Here is a 13,610-nt window from a genome sequence, read left to right as displayed (position 1 = left end):
GTCCAACGCTTTGCCGCAAGTTGCGTTCCGCGACCAGCGGCATTGCGCGGAGGGGATAAAAGGGCGCCGCCGGTTTACCAAATGCGCGTGCGATCCTCGGGCTTCAGATAATATTTGGTCCCCGGCGCGACGTTGAACGCCTTGTACCAGGCATCGACGTTGCGCAGCGGACCGATGATGCGCCAGCGCGCCGGGCTGTGCGGGTCGCTCGCTACCTGCTGCTTGGTCGCATCCTCGCGCGCCTTGTCACGCCACGCCTGCGCAAAGGCGAGGAAGAAGCGCTGATCGCCGGTCAGCCCGTCGATCACTGGCGCTTCCTTGCCGTTCAGCGACCGGTGATAGGCGTCATAGGCGACCTCGAGCCCCGCAAGGTCGGCGAGATTCTCGCCCATCGTCAGATCGGGGTTGATGAACGCACCCGGCGCCGCCTCATAGGTCGCATATTGCGCGCCGAAGCCCTTGGCCTGCGCATCGAAGCGCGCGGCATCTTCCTTGGTCCACCAGTCGCGCACGGCGCCGCTCGCATCGATCTTGCGCCCCTGATCGTCGAAACCATGAGTGATTTCATGGCCGATCACGGCGCCGATCGCGCCATAGTTGACCGCATCGTCGACCGTCTCGCTGAAATAGGGCGCCTGCAGAATACCGGCCGGGAAAACGATCTTGTTTTCAAGCCCGCCGTTGTAGGCGTTCACTTCCTGCGCGTTCATCGACCATTTCTTGCGGTCGACCGGCTTGTCCAGGTCGGCGAGCTGATAGGCATATTCGAACGCCGCGCTGCGCTTCACATTGCCGTAGAGGTCGGCGGGATCGATCTTGAGCCCCGAATAGTCGCGCCACTTGTCGGGGTAGCCGACCATCACGTCCATCTTGTCCAGCTTGGCGAGCGCGGCTTCCTTGGTGGCGGGCGCCATCCAGCTGTTGCCGCGGATGCGGTCGCCCATCGCCAGCTTCAGATTGGCGACGAGCGTTTCCATCTTCGCCTTGGCACTCGGCGGGAAATATTGCTTCGCATATTCCTCGCCAACCAGCTCGCCCAGGCTGCTATCGACAAGGCGCAGCCCGCGCTTCCAGCGCGGGCGCATCTCGGTCACGCCGCTCAGCGCCTTCGAGAATTCGAAGCGGCTGTCGACCCAGTCGTCGGACAGATAATTGGCCGCATTGTCGGCGACATGGAATTCCTGCCACAGCTTCAGCGTGTCGAGCGGCGTCTTGCCATAGAGCGCTGCGATGTCGCGGATCGCGGTATTTTCGTTGACGATGATGCGCTTCTGCGCCGGAATGTCGGCGCCCGCGAACCAGGCGCTCCAGTCGAGCCCGGGCGCATAGGCGGCCAGCGCCTCCGACGACATCGGGTTGTTGATCTTGCCCAGATCGCGGCGCTCGGCGATCGCCCAGCTCACCTTGGCGATCTCGGTCTCGAACGCCAGCACCGCATCGGCGGCCTTTTCGGGATCGGGGTTACCGATCCTCTTCATCGTCCGCGCGATATAGGCGCGATAGGCCTCACGCTGCGGCTTGAAGCTGTCGTTCAGATAATAATCGCGGTCGGGAAGCCCGATCCCGCCCTGCCCGAGCCACAGCACGTTGACCGTCGGCGTGTCGGGATCGGCATAGGGGCCGCCGCCCACGATCGAGGCGCCGAAGCTTCCCTGCGACGCGCCCATGAAGCGCGCCATTTCGCTCTTGTCCTTGATCGCCGCGACGGCAGCGATGTCGGCCATCAGCGGCTTGGTGCCCAATTGTGCGACGCGCTTTTCGTCCATGAAGCTTTGATAAAGCCCGCCGACCTGACTGGTCGCGGGTGCGCCGATGACGAGCTGGCGGAGCTGACGCTGCGTCAGATTATAGACATCGTAATCGACGCCGGCCGATGCCTGATCGGCCGGAATTTCGGTGCGCGCGAACCATGCGCCATTGGCATATTTGTCGAAATCGTCGCCCGGCTTTACTGACGTGTCGCGCGCGCCCAGATCGACGCCCCAGCTTCCGAAGGTCAGCGGCTTGAGCGACCCGTCTTCGGCGCCGGCCGCAGCATCGGTCGCAGCGACCAAGGAAGCGTCAGCGCCAGCATTGCGGGCCAGAACAGGTGCTGCGATCAGCGCGGCGGCGATAGCGACGGCAGCGGGGCCGCCCAAAAACATCTTCATTCCCCAGTCTCCTACCCCCGCGCACGGTTCAAGGGCCGATCCGCCGCAGGCCATGGCGACTTGTCCGCCCGCGCCAATCGCAGGTCAAGCAAGATGCAGGCCGCTGGTCGAACGCACTCGTTCGTTGGTGGAATCGCCGCCCCGTTGCGCGCAAAGCAGCCGCTTCCTATCTAGGCGTTCGAGCGAGCGGCGCCCTCTTGCGCGGCCGGAACAAATCTGGAACATACCCTCCCCATGAGTCTCACCCATATTTCGGTGCGCGGCGCGCGCGAGCATAATCTGAAGGGCGTCGACGTCGATCTGCCGCGCGATGCGCTGATCGTCATCACCGGCCTGTCGGGCAGCGGCAAGTCGAGCCTCGCCTTCGACACCATCTATGCCGAGGGTCAGCGGCGCTATGTCGAGAGCCTGTCGGCCTATGCGCGCCAGTTCCTGGAAATGATGCAGAAGCCCGACGTCGAACATATCGACGGGCTGTCGCCGGCGATCAGCATCGAACAGAAGACGACGAGCCGTAACCCGCGCTCGACGGTGGCCACCGTCACGGAAATCTATGACTATATGCGCCTGCTGTGGGCGCGTGTCGGCATTCCCTATTCGCCCACAACGGGCGAGCCGATCTCGGCGCAAACGGTCAGCCAGATGGTCGATCGGGTGATGGACCTGCCCGAGGGCACGCGCGCCTATCTGCTCGCGCCCGTCGTGCGCGGGCGCAAGGGCGAATATAAGAAGGAACTCGCGCAGTGGCAGAAGGACGGCTTCACCCGCGTCCGCATCGACGGCGAATTTTACGAGATCGAGGACGCACCGGCGCTCGACAAGAAATACAAGCATGACATCGAGGTCGTGGTCGATCGCATCGTCGTGCGCGAGGGGATCGCGACGCGGCTTGCCGACAGTTTCGAGACGGCGCTGAAACTCGCCGAAGGGCTCGCCTATGTCGACCTTGCCGACGGCGACGTTCCGGGACGCGACGGCGACGTCGGCGGCGCCATGAAAGGCGCCGGTATCCCTGCCAACCGCATCATCTTTTCCGAGAAATTTTCGTGCCCCGTTTCGGGCTTCACGATCGCCGAGATCGAACCGCGGCTGTTCAGCTTCAACGCGCCGCAGGGCGCTTGTCCCGCATGCGACGGCCTCGGCGAGCGGCTGGAATTCGACCCCGAACTCGTCGTCCCCAACCATGCGCTCAGCCTGAAAAAAGGCGCCGTCGTGCCATGGGCGAAATCGAACCCGCCCTCGCCCTATTATATGCAGGTGCTCGAAAGCCTGGGCAAAGCCTATGGTTTCGGCCTCGACACGCCGTGGCAGGATCTGCCCGGCGAGGTGCAGCTCATCATTCTTTATGGCAGCGGCGGCAAGCCGGTCGAGCTGACCTTCAAGGATGGCCGGCGCACCTATACGACGCACAAGGCGTTCGAGGGCGTGATCGGCAACCTCAATCGCCGGATGCTCCAAACCGAAAGCGCGTGGATGCGCGAGGAGCTGGGCAAATATCAGACCGCGCAGCCGTGCGAGACATGCCACGGCGCGCGCCTGCGCCCCGAACCGCTCGCGGTCAAGATCGCGGGCGAGGACATCAGCATGTCGGCGCAGCGCTCGGTCGCCGACGCGCTCGCCTGGTTCAGCGCGCTCGACGAGAAGCTCAATGATCAGCAGCGCCAGATCGCCAAGGCGATTCTGAAAGAGATCAACGAGCGGCTCGGCTTCCTCAACAATGTCGGGCTCGATTATCTCAACCTCAACCGCACCAGCGGCACGCTCAGCGGTGGCGAAAGCCAGCGCATCCGTCTTGCATCACAAATCGGCAGCGGCCTCTCCGGCGTGCTCTACGTGCTCGACGAACCGAGCATCGGCCTGCACCAGCGCGACAACGACCGGCTGCTCGCGACGCTCAAGCGCCTCCGCGACCTCGGCAACACGGTGATCGTCGTCGAGCATGACGAGGATGCGATCCGCCACGCCGATTATGTCGTCGACATGGGCCCCGGCGCGGGTGTCCACGGCGGCGAGATCGTCGCCGAAGGCACGCTGAAACAGGTACTGGCGAACAAGAAGAGCCTGACCGCGGCCTACCTCACCGGCGCGAAGAAGATCGAGGTGCCGACGCACCGCCGCCCCGGCAACGGGTTCGACCTGGTGCTGAAGGGCGCGCGCGCCAACAACCTCCAGAATGTCACCGCGACGATCCCGCTCGGCACCTTCACCTGCGTCACCGGCCTGTCGGGCAGCGGCAAGTCGAGCCTCGTCATCGACACCCTCTATGCCAGCGCGGCGCGCACGCTCAACGGCGCGCGGCTCGTCGCCGGGCCGCACGACAGCCTGACCGGCCTTGAGCATTGCGACAAGGTGATCGACATCGACCAGTCGCCGATCGGCCGCACCCCGCGCTCGAACCCCGCGACGTACACCGGCGCTTTCACGACAATCCGCGACTGGTTCGCGGGGCTGCCCGAGGCGCAGGCGCGCGGTTACAAGCCCGGCCGCTTCAGCTTCAACGTCAAGGGCGGGCGCTGCGAAACCTGCACCGGCGACGGCCTCATCAAGATCGAGATGCACTTCCTTCCCGACGTCTATGTTACGTGCGAGACGTGCCACGGCAAACGCTACAATCGCGAAACGCTCGAGGTGAAATTCAAGGGGATGAGCATCGCCGACGTGCTCGACATGACGGTCGAGGATGCGGCGGAGTTCTTCAAGGCGGTGCCCGCGATCCGCGACAAGATGGAGATGCTCGTCCGCGTCGGTCTCGGTTATATCAAGGTCGGGCAGCAGGCGACGACCTTGTCGGGCGGCGAGGCGCAGCGGGTGAAGCTCGCCAAGGAACTCTCGCGCCGCTCGACCGGACAGACGCTCTACATCCTCGACGAACCGACGACCGGCCTCCATTTCGAGGATGTGCGCAAGCTGCTCGAAGTGCTGCAGGCGCTCGTCGATCAGGGCAACAGCGTGGTGGTGATCGAACATAATCTCGACGTCATCAAGACCGCCGACTGGATCGTCGACCTCGGCCCGGAAGGCGGGGTCAAGGGCGGCGAGATCGTCGCGGCGGGCACCCCCGAACAGGTGGTGAAGGAACTGCGCAGCTTCACGGGGCAGTATCTGGCGCCGTTGCTGGAGAGATAGGGCGCGGCCCCCTCTCCTGTCATCCAGGATCAGGTCTGGGCCGACGAACGCGGGGCAAGCCCGCATCTGTGATCCCCGGCGAAAGCCGGGGCCCAGATGACGTGTCGCACCCTGTCATGGCCCCGACTTTCGCCGGGGAACACTTGCCCACCTGTCCCAAGGCCATGACCGCCGAGCATGTCCGGGGTGACGATTTTTAAAGGATCAATGCCACACCGCCGACAGCGGATAGAGCGCGAGGAGCCAGATCAGGCAGGCGACGACGATACGGCGGTCCTTTGCCGCGATCGCGAGCGCGGCGACGGGGAAGAAGGACCATGCGAGGATGAAGGCACGCAACGAGCCCGCCCTGGGGAGTCCGACAAAGGCCCAGGTGACGGCGACCAGCGCGATATTGGCCAGCAAGACGCCGCCGATCACCAGCCGCCGCTGTTTGTCGAAATGGGCGTTGAGGTCGTCCCACGCCTCCGGATCGTCGGGAAAGACCAGGCTCGCCGCGACGAAATAGACCGCGGTGACGACGAAGCCGCCGAACAGGATCGGCCAGTTCAGCGGCAACAGCTCGCGCAGATTCCATCCGAACATCCAGAAGGTCACCACGTCGCACGACACGAACAGGCCGAGCAGCGCGGTCGGCCAGCCGATGCGGACGCGGTGGCTGGCTTTGAGCGCGCGCGCCAACCCGCCGAGCCCCTCGGCCAGCGCGAGGCCCAGGATCAGGCCGAAAAAGGAAAAGCTGAATTCGAACCCCGTCATATGCCCCCGGCCTGATCTCTCCCCGCCCGCATGCGGGAGGGGCTGCGAGATTTGCGAACCCGTTCGCTAGTCGCAGCGGGGTGGGCAATCAACATCGGATGCGCGCACCGGCGCGCGGCCCACCCCCAACCCCTCCCGCAAGCGGGAGGGGAGATTTACCCCATCAGCTTCGCCGTAATATCCTCGGCGGCATAAATGCGGATCGCGGGCGGTTGCGGCGAGAGGGGGCGCATGTCGGCGACGAAGGCGCGCGAGGCGGGCAGCGCGAAATGGGCGCGCACCGCATCGACGCTCTCCCACTCCTCGACGAACGTCAGACATTCATAAGCCGAGCCATCCCCAGCCTGTCGAGGCACGGCATCGATATGGCAATGTTGCGCCAGACACCCCGGCTCGCCCCGCGATCGCGCACTATGCTCGGCGCCGAACGCAATCATGCGCTCGCCATGCTCGGGGGTCAGGATGACGTGGCCGGTGATGAGGATCATGTTACCTTTCCTGCCATACAGAAATGACCTATCTCTAGTTGTCCAGGCCGTGTTGACAAAAGGGACTCCCAAACGCGCGTTTGGGAATCCCTTTTGTCGACACGGCCTAGATCTCAGAAAGGCGAAACAAAGACACCGTATACCGCACTGCACAATGCGATACTCGTGATCGAGAATGCATAGCCATCCATGACACTTCCATGACACTCCCTGTCACAAACGCGTCACACAAAACCCCCAAATGGCCCTCAGCGAGTCGCCGCGGGGGTGGCGGCTTGGTTCGGTAACGACCCCCGACAGGATCATTTCATGGTGAAGAAATTTGCCCGCACCACCGGCCTGCTCGCCTGCGCCGCGACCGCCGCGCTGGCGCTTTCGGCGTGTCAGGATCAGGCCTCCTCGGGCGGCGCCGCGCGCGATTATATCAGCGCCGTCGGCTCCTCGACCGTCTATCCCTTTGCCACTGCGGTCGGCGAAAAATTCGCCGAAGCGACGGGCAACAAGACGCCGAAGATCGATTCGACCGGCACCGGCGGCGGCTTCGAACGCTTTTGCCAGGGTGTCGGCGGTGACACCCCCGACATCTCGAACGCCTCGCGCCGCATGAAGAAGAAGGAATTCGACACCTGCGTCAAGAATGGCGTCAAGGACATCGTCGAAATCCAGGTCGGCATCGACGGCATCGCGCTGGGCGAAGCGCAGCGCGGCCCCGGCTTCAAGCTGACCGAGGAAGATGTCTATAAGGCTTTGGCCGCCAACCCCTATGGCAAGCCCAACACCGCCAAGACGTGGAAAGACGTCAACCCGGCGCTGCCCGCTGTCGGCATTTCGGTCTTCGGCCCGCCGTCGACCAGCGGCACCTATGACGCGTTCAAGGAACTGATCATGGGCAAGGGCTGTGACGCCGACCCCGCGATGAAGGCGCTGAAGGACAGCGACAAGGACAAGCATGAAGCGGTGTGCACCGGCCTGCGCGGCGCGCCCTTCTATGTCGAACAGGGCGAGAATGATAATCTGATCATCTCGAAGCTCGACAAGAACCCCGACAGCCTGGGCATCTTCGGCTTTTCGTACCTCGATGCGAACAAGGACAAGATCAAGGCGGTTCCGGTGCAGGGCGTCAGCCCGACCTATGACACGATCGCCGGCGGCAGCTATCCCGGCGCGCGCCCGCTGTTCATCTATATCAAGAAGGCGCATGTCGGCGTGATCCCCGGCCTGGCCGAATATGTCGCCGAATTCCTGAAGGGTGCGGCGAAGGACGGCTATCTGGCCGCCAAGGGCCTGGTGATCTCGCCCCCCGACGTGTCGGCGAAGGCCGCCGCCGCGGCGAAGGGCATGACGCCGCTCGACGGTTCGGAGCTTAAATAATCTCCCCCGCCGGCGGCGGGGACGCGGGGGGCCACATCCCCCTGCCCCGGCCGCCGCTTTTTGCGGGGATTTCGTCATTGCGAGCGAAGCGAAGCAATCTCCAGCCGGCGCACCGCCATGCCGATGGCGGGAGATTGCTTCGTCGCTTCGCTCCTCGCAATGACGCCATGTTCGATGACGGCGGAAATTATGACGCCGAGTCATCAAATTGCCACGCGCGGCCGCTTTGGGTTGCGGCGGGCCAGACGATAACGGGGACGATGTGACTTTCAACGCCGCCGCTTTATTGCTCCTGATCGCGGGGCTTGCGCTGATCGGCTGGCTGGCCGGCCGGGCGCGCTCGGCGCTGCTCGCCGGCCGCGCGGGCACCCGGCTGCATTCGCGGCCGCAATATCATGGCTGGTACGTCGCGCTGTGGCTGTTCGCCCCCGCCGCGATCTTCCTTGCCGTCTGGTCGAGCATGTCGCCGGCGCTGATCACCAATGCGGTGCTCGCCAGTCCCGAGGCGCAGAGCCTGCCAGCCTTCGGCTTCGAACGCGGCGCGATGCTGTCCGACGCACGCGCCGTCGCGCAGGGCAAGCAGGCCGCCGTGCGCATCGCCGAGGCGGCACCGCTCGTCAAACCCTATGCCGATGCGACGCACCGTTTTGCGTGGATCGGCATCGCGGCGATGCTCGCGCTGGCGCTCGCCGGCGGCCTTTACGCCTTCACGCGAATCAAGCCCAATTTCCGGGCGCGGACGCGGGTCGAGCGGATCGTAATGGCGCTGCTGCTCATCGCCTCGCTCGTCGCGATCCTGACGACCTTCGGCATCGTGCTCTCGCTGCTCTTCGAATCGATCCGCTTCTTCCGCCTCGTCCCCGCGACCGAGCTTTTGTTCGGCACCTATTGGAACCCGCAGAGCGGCTCGCCGCAGCCCGGCACCTTCGGCGGCATCCCGCTGTTCTGGGGCACGGTGCTGATCGGCGCGATCATCGCGATGATTGTCGCGATCCCGATCGGGATGATGACCGCGGTCTACCTCACCCAATATGCGGCGCCGACGGTGCGCAAATGGGTGAAGCCGTGCCTAGAGATCCTGGCGGGCGTGCCGACCGTCGTTTACGGCTATTTCGCGGCGTTGACCGTCGCGCCCGCGCTGCGCAATTTTGCGGTGATGCTGGGCGTGCCGAATGCGAGCACCGAAAGCGCGCTCGCCGCGGGTATCGTGATGGGGGTGATGATCATCCCCTTCGTCTCGTCGATGGCCGACGACAGCATCAACGCGGTGCCGCAGGCGATGCGCGACGGCAGCCTCGCGCTCGGCGCGACGCCGAACGAAACGATCCGCCAGGTGCTGATCCCCGCCGCGCTTCCGGGCGTGATGGGCGGCATCTTGCTCGCGGTCAGCCGCGCGATCGGCGAAACAATGATCGTGGTGATGGCCGCGGGCCTCTCCGCCAACCTCACCGCCAACCCCTTCGCCAGCGTCACCACAGTGACGGCGCAGATCGTCAAGCTGCTGACCGGCGACCAGGAGTTCGACAGCGCCAAGACGCTCGCGGCCTTCGCGCTCGGCCTCGTGCTGTTCATCGTCACGCTGCTGCTCAACATCGTCGCCCTGCGCATCGTCAAAAAGTATCGCGAAGCTTATGAATAGAGACACCGCCCCGACCGACTGGAAAGGCGCGGCGATGCAAAAGCGCATCGCGGGCCGCTACGCCGCCGAACGCCGGTTCAAGGCGATGGGGCTGGGCGCGGTGCTGCTGTCGGGCTTCTTCCTCGCCTTCCTGCTGTTCGTGATGGTCGGCAACGGCGCGCGCGGATTTACCTACACCCATGTCGCGGTGCCGATCGACTTCAAGGCGATGCCGCTGACGGTCGATAAGGCGCGATTGTCGGACGCCGACGCCGATCAGGTGATCGCCAACGCCGGGCTCGCCGACATCGTCGCCTTTGCCGCGGACGAGGCGCTGGGCAAGGACGGGTCGCAGCTGATCAGCGAAAATGCGTGGAAGGAAGTCCGCACCCGGATCAAGGCCGATCCCGAGCTTCTCGACGGCAAGTCGCTGTTCGAACTCCCCGCATCGAGCGCGGTCGACATCGCCGCCAAGGAAGGCGCGAAAGGCGCGCTGGGCGAACGGGTCGATGCGCTTGAAAAGGAAGGCAAGCTGTCGACGGGCTTTCACACGCCCTTCTTCAAAAATGCCGACGCGACCGATCCTGCCGTCGCGGGGATCTGGGGCGCGCTCAAGGGATCGTTGATGACGATCTTCATCGCCTTTCTGATCGCCTTTCCAACCGGCGTGCTCGCGGCGCTCTATCTGGAAGAATATGCGCCGAAGAACCGCTGGACCGACCTGATCGAAGTGTCGATCAACAATCTGGCCGCGGTGCCCTCGATCATCTTCGGCCTGCTCGCGCTCGCGGTGTTCATCAATTGGTTCGGCCTCTGCCAGGCCAGCCCGCTCGTCGGCGGGCTGACGCTGGCGCTGATGACGATGCCGGTGATCGTCATCGCCAGCCGCAACGCGATCAAGTCGGTGCCGCCGTCCATCCGCGACGCCGCATTGGGGGTCGGGGCCAGTCCCGTGCAGGTGGTGTTCCACCATGTCCTGCCGCTCGCCCTGCCCGGCATCCTGACCGGCACGATCATCGGCATGGCGCGCGCCCTGGGCGAGACGGCGCCGCTGCTGCTCGTCGGGATGCGCGCCTTCATCGGCGACGTTCCGGGCGGCCTCTGCTCGCCCTCGACGGTGCTGCCGATGCAGATTTTCCTCTGGTCGGACGAGGTCGATCGCGGCTTCGTCGAAAAGACGTCGGCGGCGATAATCGTGCTGCTGTTCGTGCTGCTGTCGATGAACGCCCTTGCCATCTATCTCCGTAACAAGTTCGAAAAACGCTGGTGAAAATGAGCTCCCTGACCATGACCAACGACGATCTGATCATCGCCGATCCCAAGATGCGCGCCGAGGGCGTCAATGTCTTCTACGGCGACAAGCAGGCGATCAAGGACGTGTCGATCGACGTCGGCACCGACCTAGTCACCGCCTTCATCGGCCCCTCGGGCTGCGGCAAGTCGACCTTTCTGCGGTCGCTCAACCGCATGAACGACACCGTCGCCAGCGCGCGCGTCACCGGCCGGATTGAACTCGATGGCGAGGACATCTACGCGCCGTCGATGGACGTTGTGCAGTTGCGCGCGCGCGTCGGCATGGTGTTCCAGAAGCCCAATCCCTTTCCCAAGTCGATCTATGACAATGTCGCCTATGGCTCGCGCATCCACGGGCTTGCCGCGAACAAGGCCGACCTCGACGTCATCGTCGAGCGCGCGCTGACCCGCGCCGGCCTGTGGGACGAGGTCAAGGACCGGCTGGGTGAAAGCGGCACCGCGCTGTCGGGCGGCCAGCAACAGCGCCTGTGCATCGCGCGGGCGATTGCGGTCGACCCCGAAGTCATCCTGATGGACGAGCCCTGCTCGGCGCTCGACCCGATCGCGACCGCCAAGATCGAGGAGCTGATCCACGAACTGCGCGGAAAATATGCTATCGTGATCGTCACGCACAACATGCAGCAGGCGGCCCGCGTGTCGCAGCGCACCGCCTTTTTCCACCTCGGGACGCTGGTCGAATACGGTAAGACGACCGACATCTTCACCAACCCGAAGCAGGAACGCACCAAGGATTATATCACCGGCCGCTACGGTTAAGGCGCGGGCGAAGAAGGACAGGAACGAGAACGATGGCAGTTGTGAACGATCATACGGTCAAGGCGTTCGACGAGGACATCAATCGCCTCCGCGGCCTGATCAGCGAAATGGGCGGGCGCGCCGAACAGGCGCTGCTCCAGGCCATGACCGCGCTCAGCAAGGGCGACCTCGCCCTCGCGGCGCAAGTGGTGGAGGGCGACAAGAAGATCGACGCTCTCGAAGCCGAAGTCGAACAGCTCACGGTGCAGACGATCGCGCTCCGCGCCCCGATGGCCGACGATCTGCGCGAGATGATCGCGGCGCTCAAGATCGTGTCGGTCGTCGAACGGATCGGCGACTATGCGAAGAATATCGCCAAGCGCGTTGCGCTGATGGACCAGACGCGATCGATCGAATCGATCCCGGTGCTGATGTCGATGTCGGCGATCGTCGCCGAGCTGATCCACGACGCGCTCGACAGCTTCGCTGCGCGCGACGCCGACCTCGCGGTGCGGGTCACGGTGCGCGACAAGAATGTCGACGATTTCTACAACAGCATCTTCCGCACGCTTGTCACCTTCATGATGGAAAATCCGAAATATATTACCGAGAGCGCGCATCTGCTGTTCGTCGCCAAGAATCTGGAACGCATGGGCGACCATGCGACCAACATCGCCGAGATGGTCTATTATGTCGTCACCGGTGAGCGGATGGAGGAGCGCGAACGCGGCGAAACGCCCGAAGACAGCGCGACGGCGGAGAAGGAGCAAGGCTGATGCCGCAGCCCGACCTGCTGCTGATCGAGGATGACGAGGCGATCGCCGAACTCATCGTCTGGCATTTCGCCCGCGAAGGTTTTTCGGTCCGCCAGACCCCCGACGGCGAGCAGGCGCTCGTCCTCGTCGAGGAACGCGTGCCCGACATCGTCCTGCTCGACTGGATGATCGAAAGCCTGCCGGGGATCGAGGTGTGCCGCCGCCTGCGCCGCAACCCGAAATCGGCGAATGTGCCGATCATCATGCTGACCGCGCGCGGCGAGGAAGAGGACCGCATCCGCGGCCTCGAAACCGGTGCCGATGATTATGTCACCAAACCGTTCAGCCCGCGCGAACTGGTGGCGCGCGTTTCTGCGGTGCTGCGCCGCCTGCGCCCGGCGCTGGCCGGCGAGATCCTGGCCTATGCCGACATCGAGCTCGATTCGGTGGCGCACAAGGTGGTCCGCGGCGGTCAGGTGGTCAGCATGGGGCCGACCGAATTTCGCCTGCTGCGCCACTTCATGGAGCATCCCGGCCGCGTCTTTTCGCGTGGACAATTGCTCGACAGCGTCTGGGGCCAGGACAGCGACATCGAACTGCGCACCGTCGACGTCCATATCCGGCGCCTGCGCAAGGCGATCAACCTGCCCGGCACCGCCGACATCATCCGGACCGTGCGATCCGCAGGCTATGCGCTCGACGCGGGGAAAAGCGTCTGATCGGGCAGAAGATTCGCTTGCGGGGCGGCTCTGTAATTGACGGCTTCCGACCGATGCTGTTGAAAAAGTCCGAAAGGGGTTTTGGCGAGCAATATTAGAATCAAGCTAGTTGCTTATGCGCATCGATCGTTCGCGCAGCCGAGACTTCATGAATCATTATTACTGTAATTCGACGGGCGCCGTGCGGCGGTCGACTTTTTCAACAGTATCGACCGGTTGCGGACATTCACGCGACGAGATCCAGTATCTCAAGTATGGTGCCCACCGCCACCAGCCTAGCGCCTTCTTGAATGCGCCACTGCCGACCGACGCTAATTTCGGGCTTAACAGTTGGATAAATCCGGAGTGTCATTTCTGTTTGGATGGTATCGTTAGGCGCTACTTGCTGGCCCTCAGGTAACTCGATGAAACCCATGCACATCTCGCGGTCGTCCGGGCCGAAGAAGTTGTGGTTAGGCCTGTAGCTGCCACCGCCCAACAGCGGTGAACTTCGACCGCCTTCTTCCATCGAAAGAAACTGAATGCTTGCTCGCAAGCGAACCCGATCCTCTGTCATTCGTGGATGCTGGCCGAGGATT

Annotated in this window: 11 protein-coding genes; 7 read left to right on the top strand and 4 right to left on the bottom strand. The window is 64.0% G+C overall.

Features of this window, described 5'->3' with window-relative positions; all coding sequences use genetic code 11:
• Positions 1–74 precede the first annotated feature (74 nt).
• Entirely contained in the window at positions 75–2,150 is a 2,076-nt protein-coding gene (locus AOA14_RS13320; RefSeq protein ID WP_062902146.1) for a M13 family metallopeptidase, read from the bottom strand.
• Between the two features lie 234 nt (positions 2,151–2,384).
• Here AOA14_RS13320 and uvrA point away from each other — a divergent pair, with 234 nt between their 5' ends.
• Positions 2,385–5,276, top strand: coding sequence for an excinuclease ABC subunit UvrA (gene uvrA, locus AOA14_RS13315; protein ID WP_062902145.1), 2,892 nt, complete (start codon positions 2,385–2,387; stop codon positions 5,274–5,276).
• A 204-nt stretch (positions 5,277–5,480) separates the two neighbouring features.
• On the opposite strand, the gene AOA14_RS13310 is transcribed toward uvrA, so the two are convergent.
• Together AOA14_RS13310 and AOA14_RS13305 are read right to left on the bottom strand one after the other, a co-directional pair.
• Complete coding sequence (locus AOA14_RS13310) at positions 5,481–6,032, bottom strand: hypothetical protein (protein WP_062902144.1); 552 nt, start codon at positions 6,030–6,032, stop codon at positions 5,481–5,483.
• Between the two features lie 155 nt (positions 6,033–6,187).
• Entirely contained in the window at positions 6,188–6,520 is a 333-nt protein-coding gene (locus AOA14_RS13305) for a putative quinol monooxygenase (protein ID WP_062902143.1), read from the bottom strand.
• Positions 6,521–6,829: 309 nt separating this feature from the next.
• Between AOA14_RS13305 and AOA14_RS13300 the strand changes: the two genes are divergently transcribed.
• The 6 genes from AOA14_RS13300 to phoB all read left to right on the top strand — a co-directional run bounded on the left by AOA14_RS13300 (position 6,830) and on the right by phoB (position 13,032).
• Positions 6,830–7,891, top strand: a complete 1,062-nt coding sequence (locus tag AOA14_RS13300; RefSeq protein WP_062902142.1) for a substrate-binding domain-containing protein — start codon at positions 6,830–6,832, stop codon at positions 7,889–7,891.
• A 262-nt stretch (positions 7,892–8,153) separates the two neighbouring features.
• Complete coding sequence (pstC, locus tag AOA14_RS13295; protein ID WP_062902141.1) at positions 8,154–9,530, top strand: phosphate ABC transporter permease subunit PstC; 1,377 nt, start codon at positions 8,154–8,156, stop codon at positions 9,528–9,530.
• Positions 9,523–10,779, top strand: a complete 1,257-nt coding sequence (gene pstA / locus AOA14_RS13290) for a phosphate ABC transporter permease PstA (protein WP_058812039.1) — start codon at positions 9,523–9,525, stop codon at positions 10,777–10,779. The genes pstC and pstA overlap by 8 nt, the downstream gene beginning before the upstream one ends.
• A gap of 17 nt (positions 10,780–10,796) precedes the next feature.
• Complete coding sequence (gene pstB, locus AOA14_RS13285) at positions 10,797–11,579, top strand: phosphate ABC transporter ATP-binding protein PstB (RefSeq protein WP_058812153.1); 783 nt, start codon at positions 10,797–10,799, stop codon at positions 11,577–11,579.
• Between the two features lie 41 nt (positions 11,580–11,620).
• A complete protein-coding gene (gene phoU, locus AOA14_RS13280) occupies positions 11,621–12,334 on the top strand; it encodes a phosphate signaling complex protein PhoU (RefSeq protein ID WP_003039083.1) in 714 nt (237 codons plus the stop codon).
• Positions 12,334–13,032 carry a phosphate regulon transcriptional regulator PhoB gene (gene phoB / locus AOA14_RS13275; RefSeq protein ID WP_003039086.1) on the top strand — a complete coding sequence of 233 codons (699 nt, stop codon included), beginning with the start codon at positions 12,334–12,336 and terminating at the stop codon, positions 13,030–13,032. Before phoU ends, phoB begins: the two co-directional genes overlap by 1 nt.
• 226 nt (positions 13,033–13,258) lie before the next feature.
• Here the strand turns inward: phoB and AOA14_RS13270 are convergent, their stop codons facing one another.
• On the bottom strand, positions 13,259–13,588 hold the full coding sequence (locus AOA14_RS13270; protein ID WP_202988262.1) for a hypothetical protein: 330 nt from the start codon (positions 13,586–13,588) through the stop codon (positions 13,259–13,261).
• Positions 13,589–13,610 lie beyond the last annotated feature (22 nt).

This window comes from Sphingopyxis terrae subsp. terrae NBRC 15098 (assembly GCF_001610975.1).
Taxonomy (GTDB): Bacteria; Pseudomonadota; Alphaproteobacteria; order Sphingomonadales; family Sphingomonadaceae; genus Sphingopyxis; species Sphingopyxis terrae_A.
This window is presented reverse-complemented; position numbering and strand designations above follow the sequence as displayed.